The organism is Vibrio sp. Vb339 (assembly GCF_902751245.1).
Classification (GTDB): domain Bacteria; phylum Pseudomonadota; class Gammaproteobacteria; order Enterobacterales; family Vibrionaceae; genus Vibrio; species Vibrio coralliirubri.
Map to the genome: position 1 here is coordinate 307488 of NZ_CADDIS010000002.1, position 20137 is coordinate 327624.

At 44.8% G+C, this 20137-nt stretch carries 18 protein-coding genes; 8 read left to right on the plus strand and 10 right to left on the minus strand.

Annotated features, from left to right (window positions below):
* Positions 1 to 352: 352 nt before the first annotated feature.
* Positions 353 to 1936, plus strand: a complete 1584-nt coding sequence (locus HRQ85_RS10260; RefSeq protein WP_050650342.1) for an ABC-F family ATPase — start codon at positions 353 to 355, stop codon at positions 1934 to 1936.
* A gap of 140 nt (positions 1937 to 2076) precedes the next feature.
* Here HRQ85_RS10260 and HRQ85_RS10265 read toward each other — a convergent pair whose 3' ends face one another.
* The 10 genes from HRQ85_RS10265 to HRQ85_RS10310 form a co-directional block, all read right to left on the minus strand.
* Positions 2077 to 3966: a methyl-accepting chemotaxis protein gene (locus HRQ85_RS10265; protein ID WP_172379547.1), complete on the minus strand. Its 1890-nt coding sequence runs from the start codon at positions 3964 to 3966 to the stop codon at positions 2077 to 2079.
* 367 nt (positions 3967 to 4333) lie between these two features.
* On the minus strand, positions 4334 to 4441 hold the full coding sequence (gene cydX, locus HRQ85_RS10270; RefSeq protein ID WP_082151276.1) for a cytochrome bd-I oxidase subunit CydX: 108 nt from the start codon (positions 4439 to 4441) through the stop codon (positions 4334 to 4336).
* 26 nt (positions 4442 to 4467) lie between these two features.
* Entirely contained in the window at positions 4468 to 5604 is a 1137-nt protein-coding gene (gene cydB, locus HRQ85_RS10275) for a cytochrome d ubiquinol oxidase subunit II (protein ID WP_172379548.1), read from the minus strand.
* 9 nt (positions 5605 to 5613) lie between these two features.
* Positions 5614 to 7230: a cytochrome ubiquinol oxidase subunit I gene (locus tag HRQ85_RS10280; RefSeq protein WP_052878434.1), complete on the minus strand. Its 1617-nt coding sequence runs from the start codon at positions 7228 to 7230 to the stop codon at positions 5614 to 5616.
* A gap of 67 nt (positions 7231 to 7297) precedes the next feature.
* On the minus strand, positions 7298 to 7942 hold the full coding sequence (locus HRQ85_RS10285; protein WP_172379549.1) for an HvfX family Cu-binding RiPP maturation protein: 645 nt from the start codon (positions 7940 to 7942) through the stop codon (positions 7298 to 7300).
* On the minus strand, positions 7939 to 8724 hold the full coding sequence (locus tag HRQ85_RS10290) for an HvfC family peptide modification chaperone (protein WP_046225232.1): 786 nt from the start codon (positions 8722 to 8724) through the stop codon (positions 7939 to 7941). Before HRQ85_RS10290 ends, HRQ85_RS10285 begins: the two co-directional genes overlap by 4 nt.
* Positions 8717 to 9601 carry a DUF692 domain-containing protein gene (locus tag HRQ85_RS10295; protein ID WP_172380053.1) on the minus strand — a complete coding sequence of 295 codons (885 nt, stop codon included), beginning with the start codon at positions 9599 to 9601 and terminating at the stop codon, positions 8717 to 8719. Before HRQ85_RS10295 ends, HRQ85_RS10290 begins: the two co-directional genes overlap by 8 nt.
* A gap of 83 nt (positions 9602 to 9684) precedes the next feature.
* Positions 9685 to 9999, minus strand: a complete 315-nt coding sequence (locus tag HRQ85_RS10300) for a hypothetical protein (protein ID WP_172379550.1) — start codon at positions 9997 to 9999, stop codon at positions 9685 to 9687.
* A gap of 1 nt (position 10000) precedes the next feature.
* Entirely contained in the window at positions 10001 to 10942 is a 942-nt protein-coding gene (locus tag HRQ85_RS10305) for an MBL fold metallo-hydrolase (RefSeq protein WP_046225231.1), read from the minus strand.
* A 383-nt stretch (positions 10943 to 11325) separates the two neighbouring features.
* Positions 11326 to 12156 carry a formate dehydrogenase accessory sulfurtransferase FdhD gene (locus tag HRQ85_RS10310; protein ID WP_048611568.1) on the minus strand — a complete coding sequence of 277 codons (831 nt, stop codon included), beginning with the start codon at positions 12154 to 12156 and terminating at the stop codon, positions 11326 to 11328.
* Positions 12157 to 12609: 453 nt separating this feature from the next.
* Here HRQ85_RS10310 and HRQ85_RS10315 point away from each other — a divergent pair, with 453 nt between their 5' ends.
* The 7 genes from HRQ85_RS10315 to fdh3B all read left to right on the plus strand — a co-directional run bounded on the left by HRQ85_RS10315 (position 12610) and on the right by fdh3B (position 20128).
* Complete coding sequence (locus HRQ85_RS10315; protein ID WP_050645560.1) at positions 12610 to 13074, plus strand: DUF3305 domain-containing protein; 465 nt, start codon at positions 12610 to 12612, stop codon at positions 13072 to 13074.
* Positions 13064 to 13762 carry a DUF3306 domain-containing protein gene (locus HRQ85_RS10320; RefSeq protein ID WP_172379551.1) on the plus strand — a complete coding sequence of 233 codons (699 nt, stop codon included), beginning with the start codon at positions 13064 to 13066 and terminating at the stop codon, positions 13760 to 13762. The genes HRQ85_RS10315 and HRQ85_RS10320 overlap by 11 nt, the downstream gene beginning before the upstream one ends.
* A 299-nt stretch (positions 13763 to 14061) precedes the next feature.
* Positions 14062 to 15723, plus strand: a complete 1662-nt coding sequence (locus HRQ85_RS10325) for a 4Fe-4S dicluster domain-containing protein (protein ID WP_050621323.1) — start codon at positions 14062 to 14064, stop codon at positions 15721 to 15723.
* A gap of 9 nt (positions 15724 to 15732) precedes the next feature.
* Positions 15733 to 16365, plus strand: coding sequence for a TorD/DmsD family molecular chaperone (locus HRQ85_RS10330; protein WP_172379552.1), 633 nt, complete (start codon positions 15733 to 15735; stop codon positions 16363 to 16365).
* Positions 16366 to 16441: 76 nt separating this feature from the next.
* Positions 16442 to 16642 carry a twin-arginine translocation signal domain-containing protein gene (locus HRQ85_RS10335; protein WP_004733728.1) on the plus strand — a complete coding sequence of 67 codons (201 nt, stop codon included), beginning with the start codon at positions 16442 to 16444 and terminating at the stop codon, positions 16640 to 16642.
* Positions 16643 to 16652: 10 nt separating this feature from the next.
* Positions 16653 to 19508, plus strand: coding sequence for a formate dehydrogenase subunit alpha (locus tag HRQ85_RS10340; protein ID WP_048615939.1), 2856 nt, complete (start codon positions 16653 to 16655; stop codon positions 19506 to 19508).
* An 11-nt stretch (positions 19509 to 19519) separates the two neighbouring features.
* Positions 19520 to 20128 carry a formate dehydrogenase FDH3 subunit beta gene (gene fdh3B, locus HRQ85_RS10345; protein WP_004742271.1) on the plus strand — a complete coding sequence of 203 codons (609 nt, stop codon included), beginning with the start codon at positions 19520 to 19522 and terminating at the stop codon, positions 20126 to 20128.
* Positions 20129 to 20137: the final 9 nt, after the last annotated feature.

Consider the following 20137-nt stretch of genomic DNA (forward strand, 5'->3'; position numbering starts at 1 on the left):
TGTCATGAAATTGTCAGGGATTAAGCTAGTATTTGAGCATCTTTGTTATGTCTGCTGTTGCGTTGATCGGGTTGTTTTTTACTGTGACCAATCAGCATACGATATATTCAATGGTTGGCATGATTTGGGGCGTTATATACCGCCTATTATGAGGCGCTGTTCGATATTTTGTTTTTCCTTAAAATCGACGGTTTTACGGCGATAAATAGAAAATCAAAAATGTGAGTCAGCTCAAACTATGATTTGACTAGGTTATCACTCACTTAATGGCCAGTAATTGCAATCAATACTTGCAGTTAAAGCCCTGAACAAGTAACGTTGCGGCGTTTTTCACATTAAAAAGGTAATGGCATTGATCTCCACAGCAAATATCACCCAACAATTCGGCGCTAAGCCACTTTTCGAAAATATTTCAGTTAAGTTCGGCGAAGGCAACCGCTACGGTTTAATCGGCGCGAATGGCTGTGGTAAATCGACGTTCATGAAGATCCTATCGGGTGAACTTGAGCCAAGTGCTGGTAACGTAAGCTACGATCCAAACGAGCGCGTTGCTAAGCTAAACCAAGACCAATTTGCTTACGAAGAATTCACAGTAATCGACACGGTTATCATGGGTCACAAAGAGCTTTGGGCTATTAAGCAAGAGCGTGACCGCATTTACTCTTTGCCAGAAATGAGCGAAGAAGACGGCATGAAAGTGGCTGACCTTGAAGTTCAGTTCGCTGAAATGGACGGTTACATGGCAGAAGCTAAAGCGGGTGAGCTTCTTCTAGCGGTAGGTATTGAAGAATCAATGCACTTCGGTCTGATGAGCGAAGTAGCACCGGGTTGGAAACTTCGTGTTCTATTGTCTCAAGTACTGTTTGCAGACCCGCATATCATGCTTCTTGACGAACCAACGAACAACCTGGACATGGACACCATCAAGTGGTTGGAAGATACGCTAAACCAACGTAACTGCACAATGATCATCATTTCGCACGACCGTCACTTCCTAAACTCTGTTTGTACACACATGGCTGACCTTGATTACGGCGAACTTCGTCTATTCCCAGGTAACTACGATGAGTACATGACGGCTGCGACTCAAGCTCGTGAACGTCTACTGTCTGACAACGCTAAGAAGAAAGCACAAATTGCTGAACTTCAAACGTTCGTATCTCGTTTCTCTGCCAACGCATCTAAAGCGAAGCAAGCAACGTCTCGTGCTAAGCAGATCGACAAGATCCAACTAGACGAAGTTAAAGCGTCTAGCCGTCAAAACCCATTCATCCGCTTCGAACAGTCTAAAGAGCTATTCCGTAACGCACTTGTGGTTGAAAACCTATCTCAAGGTTTTGAAGAAGACCTATACAACAAGTTCGACGGTATTTTCGAAGTAGGTGAGCGTGTTGCTATCATCGGTGAAAACGGTGTGGGTAAAACAACACTGCTTAACACACTAGCGGGCGCTCTTGAGCCTCGTACTGGTGAGTACAAGTGGTCTGAAAACTCAAACATCGGTTACTACGCTCAAGATCACGCACATGACTTCGAACAAGACATGAACCTGTTTGATTGGATGAGCCAATGGCGCCAAGAAGGCGAAGACGAGCAAGTTGTTCGTGGCTTCCTAGGTCGTATGCTATTTGGTCAAGACGACATTAAGAAATCTGTAAAGGTTATCTCTGGTGGTGAGCAAGGTCGTATGCTTCTTGGTAAGATCATGATGCATAAACCAAACATCCTTCTAATGGATGAGCCAACAAACCACATGGATATGGAATCTATCGAAGCGCTTAACTTGGCTCTTGAGAACTACAAAGGCACATTGTTCTTCGTATCTCACGACCGTGTATTCGTAGACTCGCTTGCAACTCGTATCCTTGAAATCAAAGATGGCAAGATCAACGATTTCCGCGGTACTTACGCTGAGTTCTTGAAAGCACGCGGCTAATACCGTGTAGCAAGAGCTAATACGTAATAACACGTTAGTACGTATTCAAAATTAGAAAGGCCTCTATCTTAGCAATCAGATAGAGGCCTTTTGTTTTTCCATACCGCATAAATCAACTAGCTTGCGTTAATCACTAATCACTAGTACTTAAACTGCGCGACAATCTTCTCTAGCTTCACACTCACACTCGAGACTTGTTCACTGCAACGTACTGATCCAGAAACCACGGTATAGGTATCACTGGCAAGGTGAGCGATATCCGTAATGTTTCGGTCAATCTCAACCGAAACCATCGATTGCTCTTCGGACGCTGTTGAGATCTGACTGTTTAAGTCGAACATCTCGCCAACTTGGAAGTGTATTCCTTCTATCGCATTCACCACGTCTTTGGTTTGGCTTTTCACCAGTTCAGTTTGTTCTAAGCTCGCTGTCATCTTAGCAACGGTTTTGTCTATCCCAGTGGTTAAACCATGAATCGTGGATTCTATTTGATGGGTTGAATCGTTGGTCATTAGGGAAAGCTCTCTCACTTCGGACGCAACCACAGCGAAACCTCGTCCATGCTCGCCAGCACGCGCTGCTTCAATCGCAGCATTAAGTGCCAATAGGTTAGTTTGCTCAGCAATACCTTGAATGGTCGTCACCACCTGATTGATTTCACGGCTCTGTTCTTCGAGCTGAACGATGAGATCCTGAGACTCTGCGATGTTTTCTACCAAGACATTAATACTGTCGTTGGTTGATTGTGTTTTTTGTAGCGCTTGATGGGCATTTTCTTTGATCTTCTCGGCATTGGTTGCGGCATTTTCGATGTTCGCCGTCACCTCATTACTGGTCATCACTAACTCGTTAACTGCCGTCGCTACCGATTCAGATTGCTGCTTTTGTTTCTCTGCATTGCTCATGCTTTTAACTGCCGCTTCTTCAGAGCTGCATGAACTGTCTGTCAGCACCGTCATCACGCCGGATAGCTCTTTGATGTTACCGTGCAGTTTATCGATGAAGGTATCGAACGAGTGGGCAAGTTGAGCGAGCTCGTCGTTACCTTTGGTGTTCATTCTGACGGTTAAGTCTCCATCTCCATTTGCAATAGACTCCATCATCACGTTTATCGCTTTGATACGACCCAGGATGTTGCGACCGATGAACACCAATAACAGAGAAAGTAGAGCGACGATAGCTGCACCAAACAGATGTAACATGTTTTGTGTGTTTCTAACTGCCGCTTTAATCGCTTGGCTTATCTCATTCTGCACTTCTTCAATAGCTTGTTCCGTTTGATGAACATTGCTACGTAACGCGCCTCTAAGCCCCAACTCTGCAGACAAACCTAGATTACTGTTAGCAACCAACAGAGTTTCAACCGCAGCCTTATATTCGGAATAGGCTTGTTCAGTCGCAATCGAAGTTTGGGAGTAGGGTTCAAACTCAACAAGCGCATTGGTTAACGCTGCGTTCGTTTGGCTATTAATATGTGCGAGGTAATGGAAGTCTTTTTCGATCAGCTCTAACAACGCAAGTTCCAGTGCCAAACTTGATTCTGATTCGATTGCTGATTTCAGCGTTGTTCTTTTTCCATCGAGAGCTGCGACAAAGCCCAAAGGTGGGGTTGTGCGTTCGATGTCGTTCACTTGATTAACGATCTGGTGGAACTGTTTCTGATATTGATGAAGGGTATCGGAGATCTTGGTCATTTGATCGGTCAGGTGAAGCTCGTGCGAGGTTAGGGTTTGGTTCAACGTCACCAATCTTTGATTCAATGTATCGGCGGTTTTATCGAAACGCTCTGCATATTTTTGATCGTGGCGAGACAAGAAGTCTTTCTCATGTCGCCTAAGCGTTAATAAATCGACTGAGCTTCTGAGGTTTTCGGTTGCAGCGATCTCCAATGATTCCAATTTGTCTAAGCTGAACTGCTCGTAGATGGCATAGATAAAAACAGAAATAAACAGGGTGAGGTTGATTAAAATAAACTTACTGCGAATAGAAAGAGACAGCAAACGATGCTGAGGTTCTGATGGATTGTTCATGGTTAACTCCCTTTAGCCGATGACGTTTCATGTCCATCTATGCTTAATAGTTATTAGATACATTTAAATGATGGATATGTAACTAATAGCCTATAGGGTTGTTAAAGCAAGGTCGGTTGGTGGGAAAGCAACTTAATCGATGATATGCACCAACTTGACAATTAACTTAGTAATTTGAAGAGTCTAGTTTGCTGGATAAGATGAGGTTAAGCACATGAGATTAGATACAAAAAGAAAAAGCCCTCATTAACACTCATGTCGGCAATCTTTGAAATCGCAGGCATCGTATTAAGTGAGGACTTTCAGTTATTTTAAGTAGTTAGCTTACTATCGAGTTGACAGTTGTTAGTAACTTTACCGATCAGCTTTATTCGTTTTGTTCATCGAGAAAGTCGGTGTGTTCTAACCACAGCGCATTAATGATTCCAAACGCGCAGGCGAGTAAGACGCCCAGTACCCAACATAAATACCACATAGGTTATCCTCCTATTTCATCTTTAATTAATACAGTGACGAGCTGTTATCGTGAATGTATTGGCTGTCTAGTCGACCGAACATTTTGTAGTAACACCAGATTGTGTAACCCAAAATAATTGGCACCACGATAACTGCGACAACCGAGATAATGCACAGTGTTAACTCACTCGATGTTCCGTCCCACAGCGTTAAGCTGTGCGACGGCATCAAGCTAGATGGCATGATCATTGGGAATAGGGCAACGCCCGCTGTCGTTATGATGCTTGCTATCGATAAGCTCGACGAAGCGAAGGCCAAACCAGCGCGGTTAAGTCGAGTCATCACTGCACAACTCAGCATTCCGATGATGCCCAGCGCAGGAATTCCCCAAAGTACCGGATAGTTTTCGTAGTTATGTAGCAGTAAGTCATCAAACTTCATGACATGTTTTAGTAATGGGTTTGAAACACCATCGGTCACAACTGGGCTAGTAATCAGATAACCCGGAAGTGTATACGCGTATATCCCACCAACAATAAACAGTCCGACAGTGACAAGCGCCATACATACGATCACTTTCTGCGCACGTTGTTTTAAATCACCCGTCGTTTTCATCTGTAGGAATGCCGCGCCTTGCGTGACAACCATCGCCAAGCTTACCAAGCCACATAGTAGTGGGAAGGGCGTGAGTAGATCCCAGAAACCACCTTGGTATGACATCATTAGCAATTCGTTAAATTCAAACGGAACGCCAATCATCAAGTTACCGAAACCAACACCAAAGATAACCGGAGGAATGAAACCACTGACGATAAGTGCAATATCACACGCTTTCTTCCATTGTGGGTTGTCGATTTTAGCGCGGTAATCCATACCGAGCGGTCTTAACCACAAGGTCGCCAACACGATAATCATGGCTAAATAGAACCCGGAGAACGCAGCCGCGTAGATTGCAGGCCATATCGCAAAGATAGCGCCACCTGCGGTAACCAACCATACTTGGTTGCCATCCCAGTGAGGGGCAATCGAGTTAATCATGATTCGTCGATCAACTTCCGACTTCCCTAGAACAGGGAGCAACGCCGCAACGCCCATGTCGAAACCATCGGTAATGATAAAACCGATCAACAACACGCCAATAACTGCCCATGTAAACAGGCGAAGATTTTCGTAATCAAACATCTGAATTCCTTAATGAAGGTCGATAGTTTTATCTAGCTGACGCGGTGCGCTTTGCTCACCTGTAAGGGCTAGATCTTGGTTTGATTGCTCATGATGATAGCGACCCGTCTTCAGTGCGCTCGGGCCCATTTTTGCAAACTTAACCATCAGGAACATTTCTACAATTAGGAATGCGGTGTAGAACAAGTAAACTAGGCCGATAGAGATCCATAGACTTGAAGCGGGTAGATTAGAAGCCGCCATGTTTACTGGCAGAATTTCACCAATAGCCCAAGGCTGACGACCATATTCCGCAACAAACCAACCGGCTTCACAAGCAATCCAAGGAAGTGGAATCGCACATATTGTTGCTTTCAGTAACCAACGATTGGTACCAATCTTACGGCGACAAATTTGTACGAATGAAAGACCAATGATGGCAAACATCAAGACGCCACACACCACCATGATGCGGAAGCTCCAGAACAGAGGGGCAACCGTTGGGATTGTGTCTTTGGCTGCTTGTTTGATCTGTTGTTCTGTAGCATCCACCACGTTATCGCTGTATTTCTTAACCAGCAATCCATAACCTAAGTCATGTTTAACCGATTCAAAATCATCGATATTTTGTTGTGATTTATCACCAGAACGCAGCTTTTCTAATAGTCCATAAGCTAAGATACCGCTGCGAACACGTTCTTCGTTCTTTGCCAATAGATCATGAATGCCGATAACTGGCGTATCCAATGAACGCGTAGCGATAATACCCATCACGTAAGGGATCTTAATCGCGTAGTCCGTTTCCATGGTTTCTTGATTCGGGAAGCCGAACAGTGTGAATGAGGCAGGGGCTTCTTCTGTGTGCCATTCAGCTTCGATAGCCGCCAGCTTCACCTGTTGAACATCACCCAATTCATAACCAGATTCATCGCCTAGCATCACTGTCGAAACAATCGCAGCCATACCAAAAGCACTTGCCACTGCAAATGAACGACGAGCGAACGGTAAATCACGCCCTTTAAGCATGTAGTAAGCACTGATACCCATAATAAATAGCGCGCCGGTTGTGTAACCTGCCGCAACGGTATGTACGAACTTCACTTGAGTCACTGGGTTGAAGATCACTTCGACGAAGTCTGTCATCTCCATACGCATGGTTTCGAAGTTAAACTCTGCGCCCACTGGGTTTTGCATCCAGCCATTGGCCATCAGAATCCACAGACCAGAGAAGTTCGAACCCAACGCCGTCAACCACGTTACCGATAAGTGCTGACGCTTAGAAAGCTTGTCCCAACCGAAGAAGAACATACCGACTAAGGTTGATTCCAAGAAAAACGCAATCAAGGCTTCAATGGCGAGCGGAGCGCCAAAGATATCGCCTACGTAATGCGAGTAATAAGCCCAGTTAGTACCGAACTGGAATTCCATGGTTAAGCCGGTAGCAACACCGACAGCAAAGTTAATACCAAACAACTTACCCCAGAACTTGGTCATGTCCTTGTAGATGGTTTTGTTGGTCATGACATACAGCGATTCCATCACTGCGAGTAAGAAGGAGAGGCCTATAGTTAGGGGGACGAATATAAAGTGATAAAGAGCGGTACTTGCGAATTGAAACCGCGACAGATCAACGACATCTGTAAGCATAAAAACTCCTTCCCGCCACGAGTGTGACGGGTAAGATAATGGAAAATAAGATGATAATTAGAGAGAACTAATTAAGGGTTTTACATGTAGCTGTGTGAAAAGAATCTATTACCAACGAAGTGCTTTGTTTTTTAGAGAACTGTTTACGTAGCCAGTAATCTGCACTCACGTAACGACCACCACCGTAAACAAGCAGTACTAACAACATCACGAAGTAGGTTCCTGCGAACTCCATACCGTTGTTCAGCATTACCGGGTCGCCAAGTTCTGTGATGTAGTTGTAACGACCTGGGAAGTTAACCGCGAGCCATTCGATGAAGCCGTTAAGTCGAACGGTTGCTTCCATACCACCAGTCGCAATCGCATCCCAACCGTGTTTCCAGTGAACCATTGCACTCGCTACGCTCATCATGAAAATCATTGGAATCGAGATAAAGCGAGTAAACAGACCTAACGCGATACAGATACAACCTAATACTTCGGTCGCTGCCGCTAGGAATGCCAGTAGCTCAGGGAAGGGAAGGTTAAGACCACCGTCGGCTGCTGAAGCACCAAACCATGCCACTGTTCCCGAGAAACCCAGCACTTTAGAGCGTGCACCGACGTAAATCACCGGAATCAAATAAAGACGTACTGAAAGCAGTACTAAGTAATCGTATTGTTTGCATTTTTCGACAATAGCGTCGTACCAGCTGAGGGCTGACTTAATCATAATTTTTCTCCTAAAGAGTGAACGCCAATCAGTTCAACTTCACTGAAATGTTCGACCCAATTAATAAACTCGAATCTCGCCAATTGTTGAGCAATTATTTGTTTTATATCGGCTAAAGAACGATTTGGTTGTTGTTGAATTATTTGAATAATCGCAACATCAATTTCTCTTAGTTTTATCGTGTTGACGCGTTGGTCACGGTCGCGATAAATCGCGTAATAAATGGGGTGTCGCCTTTGTGTTAGAAACGTCAGTGACTCACCATGAACAAGGAAAGGTACCTGTACGAGCTTCATCGTACTGTTGACTAACAAACCCAATTGAAGCTGTTGTTCATCAACACGAAGATCACCCGTCCATGACATCGGCAATACTTGCTTTGAAGCGTCAATTTCAACGCAAAAGGCACACCATTCGTACTCCAACACCGCAAGCTGGTCGGCTGTAAGATCATGACTCGCACTCAAAGTAGACAAATCACTCAGATTAGACATACCCATTGGTTGAGTGCGACGCTGGATAAAGCTAACAAACTCAGTGGCTATATGATGAAACTCTGGCTCTGAGGCGTAATGCACGACAACAAACTCATCAACCAATATCAGTAGTTGGTCTTGGTCGACTTGCTGGCAAAACAGCGGGAATGTGTTGTTCAATACACCAAATACGTTATCTCTAATGAACTCGCTGTATCGACACACTGCGTTGTCTTCAAGTGGCGAACGTATCAGTGCGGTTAGTGCGTGTGTTTGAGTGATCATCATGCTAGGAGGGTTATGCATAAACCAACTCCTGATTCATTGGACGATGAGCAATACCAGCATCTAGAACCTGACTGTGCATCGTTCGCAACTCCTCAGTCAGCACGACCAAAGGCGGTACGTTGTTGTCTCTTTCTAGCAATAACGGTTTACTGCCATGAATAGAGAAGGTGTAGCGCGCCAAGTCAATAACCGCTTGCTGTACCGGCATTCCGTGGGTATCAATCAGCGATTTGTTGCCTCCACCTGAGCCATCACTTTCAACTAAATGTCCAGCAATGTGGTAATAGCGAATAGCATCGCTCGGCAAAGCTTTAAGCATTTCAGCCGCATCAAAGTGGTGGTTCTGACTGTTCACGTAGAGATTGTTGATGTCGACCAACAACTCACAGCCACTACGCTTTGCTATTTCAGCGATAAACTCACCCTCAGGCATCTCATCTCCGTAGTTGTGGTAATAAGATATGTTCTCCATTACCAAAGGACGTTGAATGATGTCTTGGACTTGCTTGATTCTGTCCGCTAAATAGCCGATGTTTTCTGCGTGACGTGGCACGGGTAACAGTTCATACAGATACCCTTGGCTGTCTCGAGAGAAGCTCAAATGCTCGCTGTATACCTGAATATTCAGTTCATCGAGAAATTGACCAACCTGACGTACAAACTGCGTGTTAAGCGGCTGACAATCTCCAATGGATAAGCTTAAACCGTGTGCGATCAAAGGGTATTGCTTCGCTATATCCTGTAGTTGTTCGCGCTTAAGACCACCTAAGCTCATCCAGTTCTCGGGAGCCAGTTCCAGAAAATCAATATCAGGGTGCTTTGGGGAACGAGCGAGCAGTTCAATATGCTCACTGCGTAGCCCAATGCCTTTGTCTGTATTCTGAATGGTTCGCACTTTATGATTTAACTCGCTGCTTTTAGGGGCTTGGTCACTTGATGCTAGAGCTTTGGTTTTTAAAGCTTTAGTTTTATGCGTTTCTACTGGCCACATACTCCACCTGTCACCTTGCTATTCGCCGTTAGGATGCGCTCTTTGCTTGGCGAGATACCTTCAGCCGTTAAGCCACATTTCCCGTCGCGAGCACGCACTAAGCGGTCTTGAGGGTTGGTGGTCAGTTCCGCCTTTTCGAAGCGTTTTTCTGTACCACATTTACCCGCAGCACATTTACCACCGTGCCCTGAAGATTGTTTAGCTTCAACAGGCGCTTCAGCAGGTGCATCAGCAAACGCCATTGCAGAGTTAAGGCTAATCACGGACGTGATCGCGATTGATAGGGCGATTTTGTTGTTCATATTATTTCTCCTTTACAGCAGACATAGGGAAGCTCGCTAAATCACGACCAGACATGATTGGTCCGTCGTAGTATTCGCGTACAATTTTGATTGATTCAGATTTGCGCTTAAGGCCTAGACCCATCCAGTGGTTAAGTACCAACATTTTTGGATTGATCTCTTTCGCAATTTCACCAATTACAGAAGGCTTAGCGTGCATGAATGTAGAGACACCATCGGCTTGTTCATGAATCGCCATTGGCATCATCATGATGTCGGCGCCACGAGCGAAGTCTAAGAACGCAGGGTTGCTACCGTTCTGGTCAGCTGAAATTACCATCACGCCTTCTTCACTTTCAATTCGGTAAGCGAGACAAGGCACATCACCATGAGGAATACCCAGAGCCGTGATTTTCAAACCATCTTTTTCATAAACAACGGTTGGCACTGTGGATTGATAGTCAACATCGGTAAGATTGACTGGGAATAGACCATCGGTTCCATCGTATAAGCCAGCAAGGTAAGCGTATGCGCCATGGTCTGGGTCAAAGTTCGCTGCGAAGTAACCGTTGAGGCTAGGGAACGCTGAACCTGCGGCTGGACCTGAAATCTCCAACGCCTTTTCACGTTCAAAGAAGTAGCCACCTTTAAGAAGAGCGGGCATGTCATTGACGTGATCGGTATGGAAGTGAGTGATACCCATGAAATCTAGGTCTTCAAGTTTTGCACCCGCTTGACCGAAACGTAGGTAAACACCGCCACCGGCATCAATCATGATTCGTGATTTGCCTTTCCACCATACGATTTCACCTGATGATGCACGTAGGTCATCCGAGATAGGACCACCTGAACCCAGTATTTGTAATGTAAAGTCGGTATCGACCGGCTTAAGTTCAATTGCGTGACAGTTGGCGCCCAAGGTCAATCCAAGAGCTATTGCTAAAGCTTTTAAAGGCTGTTTCATATTGTTATCCAATTCTTTTTTCTTATGTGTTTTCTTCGAAGTGAGCATTCAAAGAAGTGAAACTTTCGCCAAGCAGCACGATAAGTGCGTGCTTCGTTCTGTTCACGGAGCATAAGATAAAGAATTGTTAACGTTTGGTATATCTAGTAATTTTGAAATTAACGTTAAGTAAAACTAAACGATAATATTAAGCGCGTTCTGTTGCTGAAATAATGTGCAGAAAGGGGGGTAACAGCGAACTGGCTGTAAAAATTGTGGGAATAAAATAATGGAGTAAGCAGAGGGAGTGCTAAGGAGAGTAAATGGAATAAAAGAAACAAAAAAAAGTGCAAGCCTTCGCCTACACCTTATATAAGTTCATCTGTAAATTAGTCTTAGATAATTTACGCTGATTGTTCGCCTTTTACATCAAAGTCGATCTTGTCTGCACCCGTGAACACTTGGAAGCGTAAACCTTTAGCGCGAGCAATCGTGGTGATGCCGAACTTCTGAGCCAAATCTAAGCCCATTTGCGTCACGCCAGAACGTGATAGCAAAACAGGGATACCCATCTGAGCAACCTTAATCACCATCTCAGACGTTAAACGGCCTGTGGTATAGAAGATCTTATCTTCACCGGTCTCTTTGTTAAGCCACATCTCACCAGCCAATGTATCAACGGCATTGTGTCGGCCAACATCTTCAACAAACGATAGAACCTTGTCGTCTTTGCAAACCGCACAACCGTGCACCGCGCCTGCTTTCTTGTAGGTATCGTTGTAATGAGTCAACGCTTCAAGCGCTGTGTAGATTTCAGATTGCTTAATCTTGTTTTGAGGCACTTGGTAATCTTCCAACTGCTTCATTACGTTGCCATACATGGTGCCTTGACCGCAACCAGAGGTTACTGTCTTCTTCTTAAGCGCTTGCTCAAGTTGGCTTGTATCTTCTTTGGTGATAACCGCAGCAGAGCTGGTTTCCCAATCGATGATAATAGATTCAACCGCTTCGGGATCGGAAAGGAAGCTTTGGTTCTTCAAATAGCCTAATACTAATGACTCAGGACGAGAGCCCAATGTCATTAGGGTTACTATCTCTTTCCAGTTCAACATCACGGTAAGAGGGCGCTCACACGCGATCTGTTTTGTTAGCTTTTCGCCATATTCATCAAACACTTCAACTTCGATTGTCTGAAGTGGGTTCTCACTGGTTTTTATTATGTTTGGTTTTACCACAGTCATTTCCTACTTAATGAGATAGCGATTTTATGAGATAAGAAGTCAACAAGAGCAATAAGGCTCTCATTCATCAATGCGCTAGTTTGTTGGTTCGCTATAGCTAGGTTTCGATTATCGTTTCGAACATGCCATAGCTCTGAGAATACATAGCTCTGTGAATAACATTAGCGAATTAGCTAAAGCAAATCTTATTCCAAAATAACGGGGATTGATGGAAACATGAAGCATTAGATTAAAATAGCGCAAAATATGAGAGTTCACTGGGTGGAGTTGTCTGAAATAACCAGTTTCGACTAACGTTATAGTGACAACTTGATAACGAACGCTATAGATACGCTCTCGCAATTAATCCGTATTGGCGTGTTTATTGCTTTATGGGGTGTATATGATTGCGCACAGTACAAAATGTCCTAAGTGCATTCAGACCAAAGAAAATCAATTGGGTGAAGTATGTCTGAGATAAAAGAATTCAAAGAACAATATGAAAAAACAGAAGCAGCTTGGCCAATCGGTGTCCAAAGAATAGAGAAAGAGATCAAAACAGGTATCTGGATAACGACGCAATGGGAATTGACGGGGTTTGAACTGTCGCCAGAACACGATGCCCAAGACGTGTGTTTACTCCAATTACATAAAGACGAGCGTACAGACTATCGTTTCAACCTCAGCTCTCAGCAACCTAAACTTTTCTTAGTAATGGATAATGTTGATTCTGGCGTTAAGCCCGTCATTCAGTTACTTACAGCATCACAAACCGTTGCAGGGCAATACATGGACGGTGACAACCAAGTCCTTTCATACGACATTCCATTGCCTGTACAAGCTTGGATGGAAGCGTTCATCGGTCGTCATGGCGAGTTATTGGAAGCAAGACGTAAGAAACGTAAAGGCGCGGGTCGATCAAATGGCAACTAACTTTTTTAGCCGTTGGTCTCAACGAAAGCTTGATGAATCGACCGACCAACCATTAGAAGCGCAACAAACGCTTGAGGAAACTGAGCTTACTTCCGCTGAAGCTTCGACTGCTGCTTCATCTATAGACGCAGAAACATCGGAGTCATTAGACCGTGAGGTTTTAGAAAATGAGTCTCCAGAACAGAATGAAGACGCTCATGCTGTCGATTCTCAAGCTATTGAATCTCAGGAGATAGCCCCAGAAACGACTGAAGACTTGTCTGTTGCTCAATTATTGGTGTCAGAAGCATCAGAGAGCGTAAAAAAAGCGGCATTGCGTAAATTATTCCTCTCAGAAGAGTTCAACATTCGTGATGGTTTAGATGATTACGACGACGATTACAGTAATTTGAAGTCTCTTTCTGAAGGGGTGGCGGAAACCTTGCGTGATTGGGTTAAAGACAAAACGGAAGAAGAAACTGCGCCAGAAGAAGAGCAAATCATTGATAATAAAGACGAAGGTGAAGTTTTAGAAAATTCTGAAAGCGATCTTGAGGTATCGGATAATGAATTTGAAACGTCAGAAAGTGCCGAAATAACCGAACAAGAAAAAGAACTGTATAAAAAAACAGCATCAGATGATAACGCTACAATGTCAGACGAAGCTGACCGGAAAGAGATGGGACAAAATATACCACACAAAGAATAGGTACATTTTGACTAAACACTCAATGAACCGCTTGCGACAAAATGTCCCAAGCGGTTTTTTTATACGCACAATAAACGCTATAAAGAACTAAATCACTGATATGTAAGGCATATTAAATTGGCATGGCATTTGCAAAATAACGTTCATTATCAACTTTTTTGTAGATAGACGAGTTCACGGTCTGACGAACGACACACTGGCTAAAGGGTTAGTTGTTAACAGATTACTCAGCAAGTTCTCTATCGCTTACTACAATGAAGGTTGAACAGATTATCCATGTCCAAAGATGGAACTGAGCAATGCTTAAACAATTATTAGAACAAGCAACTTCAAATAACGCTAAAGCAAGACTGTATGCATTTGAAAATACAGTTGAGTTAACAAATCTGATTCCACCTACTGTTAGCTACGAAAGCGGCGGTAATACTCTTGTTATTGGTCCAACTGCGATCATTGAAAGTGCTGCGGCTCAATTACCTCAATTGACGAGCCTAACCTTATTGTCAACAGACGGCGAAAAGGGCACAAACCCAGAACTGTACTTCGCGAATTCGGTTCAAGTATCCGGTTTCCTTGGCACGTTTGAAGTTGTGATCGAAAGTAAAGGCACATCAAGCAACCTAGCGAAAGTCGCGATTAATCACGATTGTTTCGATGTTGTCCTAGACCTATGTCTGAATAGCTGCATGACAGAAGAAGTGCCTGTACCGGGTTATTACCCAGTAGGCCGTGGCTATCCAAAACTGGCTGAAGCACTGGAAGAGATTCCAACGCTAATGGGCACATTTGATAAGCCAAAGTTCTTTCGTCTAGACACTGACCTTTGTGCGCACAGTTCTCGTGGCGTAAAAGGTTGTGAGCGTTGTGTCGATGCTTGTCCTGCTGGCGCACTATCAAGTGAAGGCTCGGATAAGACTGGTCATAAGATCGAGATTAACCCTTACCTATGTCAAGGCGTTGGTACTTGTGCAACTAGCTGTCCTACAGAAGCGATTACCTATGCGCTGCCAAATCCTGACGACACTCAAAAGTTTATTGAACGTACGCTAGCTAACTATGAGCAAGCGGGCGGTCTGGATCCAATCGTACTGATCTGTAGCTCTCGTCATGAGACTTACAATGTGATGGCGCTAAAAGCACTGCCAGATAACGTGATTCCAATCGTTGTTGAAGAACTGCCTTCTATTGGTATTGATACTTGGTTTGCAGCGTTAGTGAATGGCGCAACTCAAGTTCTGTTTGCTGCTTCTCGTTTTATGCCAGAAACCATCATTCGTGTTCTGAATAACGAAGTAGGGATCGCTCAAGAGTTACTAGACCAAATCGGTGTTCCAAAAGAAACCATCGATATCCTGTATTTAGAGTCTCTACGTGAAGGTCCTCCAACTCTGTGTGTAGATTCATTCGATCTTGCACTTGGCGATCTTCAAGGCAATAAACGTCAACGCCTGTTCACAGCACTTGATGCAATGTCTTCATCTCGAATTCCAGTTGAAAACATTGTTGAGCTTCCATCAAATGCGCCATATGGCACGGTTTCGTGTGAAAGCAAAGATTGTACTTTGTGTATGAGTTGTGTGGCGGTTTGTCCTACACGTGCTCTTCATACCGATGGCGCGTCTCCATCACTTAAGTTTGTAGAACAAGACTGTATTCAATGTGGTCTGTGTGAAAAAGCGTGTCCTGAAAATGTTCTGACTCTAACGCCTCGCATGAACTGGGTGAAAGAAGAACGTCAGAAGGCCGTTGTGATTCATGAAGAGAAAGCAGCGGAATGTGTTCGTTGTCATAAACCATTCGCACCGCAGTCTATGATTGACATGTTACAAAATAAGTTACGCGGTCACTCTCATTTTTCAGACGAATCAGCAATCAACCGTATTGCGATGTGTGAAGACTGCCGTGTGATAGATATGTTTGATTCGATGGCTCAAGACCCATTGAAGCAACTGAAATACTAGGAGTTGGCATTGGAAACGAATTTAGATCAAGAACAGACACTAAGAACTGAAATCTATTTGGTTCTTTCTGCATTGTTTCGTAGCGCACCTTCTGAAGAGGTGATTGATTTTCTAAAGACGCTAGACATTGAAGCGTCTGAGAGCGCGATGCAAAAAGCTTGGATTGCCATTCAACAAGCAGCAACGGAATCAAATCGTGAAGCATTAGAAGACGAATATCAAGACCTGTTCATTGGTATTGGCCGTGGAGAGATTGTTCCATTTGGTTCTTGGCATAGAACTGGCGCCATGATGGAAAAACCATTAGCAGAGATTCGTCATGATTTAGAGCTTTTAGGCATTGAGCGTAATGATCAAGTAAAAGAACCAGAAGATCATATTGCGGCATTGTGTGAAGTAATGGCAATGCTAACCGGTGAAGAAGAAGCGCTTCAACAAGCCGTTTTCAATAAGCACCTTGGTCCTTGGTTCAACTCTTTTACGCGTCAGCTTGAAAGTGCAGAAAGTGCGAACTTCTACAAATCGGCAGCTCAGCTGTGCGAAGCATTCCTAACGTTAGAGCAAGTGCGTTTTAGCGTTAATACCAAAAGCAGTAAGCATAAATTAAAGATTGATGTGAAAAACGTCACTGATTACGAGTAATCGAGCAGTACGCGATTATATCGATAGAGGGGCATTAAGCCTCCAAAAAGATCTACCGTAAGGTAAGGAAGCAATGATGAAAGATAATAAAGAAATAAACACAAGCCGTAGGGACTTACTCAAAGGCTTAACGACTGCAGCCGTTGCTGGTGCCGTTGTCGCTGGTACAACGAAGGTGGCAACTGCTTCAGAAACGGTTGAAATGCCGAAAGAAGACATGAAGAAGACGGGCTATCGTGAAACGCAACACATTCGCGATTACTACGACACACTTTAGGAGATAACGGATGAAACTTGTCAAACGCTCCGATAGTGTGAGCAAAGAAACCAATCAACTGGGTGTGTCTCGACGTGCCTTCATGAAAAACACTTCATTAGCCGCTGGTGGCGCGGTAGTAGGCGCAAGTCTATTCGCTCCGGGTATGATGAAAAAGGCGCAGGCTAAATCAGTCGATCCAGAAGCGAAAACAGAAGTGAAACGTACTATCTGTTCTCACTGTTCTGTGGGTTGTGGTATTTACGCTGAAGTTCAAAACGGTGTTTGGACAGGTCAAGAGCCTGCATTCGATCACCCATTCAACGCTGGTGGACACTGTGCTAAAGGCGCAGCTCTGCGTGAACACGGCCACGGTGAACGTCGTCTTAAGTACCCAATGAAATTGGAAGGCGGTAAGTGGAAAAAGCTTTCTTGGGAACAAGCGATTGAAGAGATCGGCAACAAAGCGCTAGAACTTCGCAAAGAGTCAGGCCCTGATTCCGTTTACTTCCTAGGTAGTGCAAAACACAGTAATGAGCAAGCTTACGCATTCCGTAAGATGGCGTCGCTTTGGGGTACCAACAACGTTGACCACCAAGCGCGTATTTGTCACTCAACCACAGTAGCCGGTGTTGCAAACACTTGGGGTTACGGTGCGATGACAAACTCGTTCAATGACATGCACAACTGTAAGTCGATGCTGTTCATTGGTTCGAACCCTGCAGAAGCTCACCCAGTCGCGATGCAACACATCTTAATCGCGAAAGAGAAGAACAACTGTAAGATCGTTGTTGCGGATCCTCGTCGTACGCGTACTGCTGCGAAATCTGATCACTATGTTTCTCTTCGTCCAGGTTCAGACGTTGCGTTTATCTGGGGTGTGTTATGGCATGTCTTTGCTAACAAATGGGAAGACCAAGAGTTCATCCGCCAACGTGTATTCGGCATGGACGAAATCCGTGAAGAAGTCGCGAAGTGGAGCCCAGCTGAAGTTGAGCGTGTTACTGGCGTAAGCGAAGAAGACGTTTACCACACAGCAAAACTGCTTTCTGAAAACCGTCCGGGTTGTATCGTTTGGTGTATGGGTGGTACTCAACATACTACAGGTAACAACAACACACGTGCTTACTGTGTACTTGAGCTTGCGCTAGGTAACATCGGTAAGTCAGGTGGCGGTGCAAACATTTTCCGTGGTCACGATAACGTACAAGGCGCAACTGACCTTGGCGTACTGTCAGACACACTTCCAGGTTACTACGGCTTGTCTGAAGGCTCATGGCGCCACTGGTCGAAAGTTTGGGATATCGACTTTGATTGGATCAAAGGACGTTTCGACGACAACGCATACGGCGGTCAAAAACCAATGAACAGTGCAGGTATTCCTGTCTCTCGTTGGGTTGATGGCGTACTTGAAGACAAAGACAAGATTCGTCAGCGCGAAAACATCCGTGCCATGTTCTACTGGGGTCACGCGGTGAACTCTCAGACTCGTGGTCCAGAGATGAAGAAGGCGATGCAGAAGCTGGATATGATGGTTATCGTTGACCCATACCCAACAGTCGCGGCAGTAATGAACGACCGTACCGATGGCGTTTACTTGCTTCCAGCTACTACTCAGTTTGAAACCTACGGCAGTGTAACGGCATCAAACCGTTCGCTACAGTGGCGTGACAAGGTTGTTGATCCTCTGTTCGAATCCAAGCCTGACCACGAAATCATGTACCTTCTTTCTAAGAAGCTTGGTTTCTCTGATCAGCTGTTCAAAAACATCCGTGTTGAGAACAACCAACCATTGATTGAAGACATCACTCGTGAATTCAACAAAGGTATGTGGACGATCGGTTACACAGGTCAAAGCCCTGAGCGTTTGAAAGAGCACCAACAAAACTGGCACACGTTCCACAAAACCACGCTTGCTGCAGAAGGCGGCCCAGCGAATGGTGAGACTTATGGTCTTCCTTGGCCATGTTGGGGCAACCCAGAGATGAAACACCCAGGTACGCATATCCTTTACGATACGTCTAAGACTGTCGCTGAAGGTGGTGGTAACTTCCGTACTCGTTTCGGTGTGGAGTTTGAAGGTCAAAGCCTACTAGCTGAAGACAGCTACTCAAAAGGCAGCGAAATCAAAGACGGCTATCCTGAATTCAGTGACAAACTACTGAAACAACTGGGGTGGTGGGATGACCTAACAGCAGAAGAGAAAGCCTCTGCTGAAGGTAAAAACTGGAAAACCGACGTTTCTGGTGGCATCCAACGTGTTGCTATCAAGCATGGTTGTATTCCTTTTGGTAACGCGAAAGCGCGTGCGATCGTTTGGACATTCCCAGACCGCGTACCACTGCACCGTGAACCACTTTACACACCGCGTCGTGACCTAGTTGCTGACTACCCAACGTGGGATGACAAGGAAGCAATCTTCCGTGTTCCTACGTTGTACAAGTCAATCCAAGAGCAAGACAAGTCAGGTGAATACCCGATTATTCTTACTTCTGGTCGTCTGGTTGAATACGAAGGTGGTGGTGAAGAAACGCGTTCTAACCCTTGGCTAGCAGAACTACAACAAGAGATGTTTGTTGAAGTGAACCCGAAAGATGCAAACGACATTGGCTTTAAAGATGGCGATGACGTTTGGGTTGAAGGTGCTGAGAAGGGCCGAATTAAGGTGAAAGCGATGGTAACACGTCGTGTGAAACCGGGTCTGGCGTTCATCCCATTCCACTTCGGTGGTAAGTTCGAAGGCGAAGATTTGCGTTCTAAGTATCCAGAAGGCACTGATCCTTACGTTATTGGTGAAGCTGCTAACACAGCAACCACATACGGTTACGACCCTGTCACGTTGATGCAGGAAACGAAAGTAACCCTTTGTAATATTCGTAAAGCGTAAGGAGTCTTAAAATGGCTAGAATGAAATTTCTTTGTGACACCAAGCGTTGTATCGAATGTAACGGTTGTGTCACTGCATGTAAGAATGAAAATGATGATGCTCTGGAATGGGGTATTCAGCGTCGCCGCGTTGTAACACTAAACGACGGTGAACCGGGTGAAAACTCTATCTCAGTAGCGTGTATGCACTGTACTGATGCGCCATGTATGGCAGTTTGTCCTGCGGACTGTTTTGAACATACAGAAGACGGCATCGTACTTCACAATAAAGATCTGTGTATCGGTTGTGGTTACTGCTTGTTTGCTTGTCCGTTTGGCGCACCTCAATTCCCTAAACAAGAAGCATTTGGTGAGCGCGGTAAGATGGACAAATGTACATTCTGTGCAGGTGGCCCTGAAACAGAGCCAGGTTCTGTTGAAGAGCGTCAGAAGTACGGTGCGAACCGTATTGCTGAAGGCAAACTACCAATGTGTGCTTCTTTATGTTCAACCAAAGCACTGCTAGCGGGTGATGCAGAGAAAGTTTCTGATGTATTCCGTCAGCGTGTTGTTGAACGTGGTGCGAAAGGTGCAGGTTGGACAGACGGCAACGACCTTTCTTACGATGCGACTAAGAGCTAAGTAGGAGAG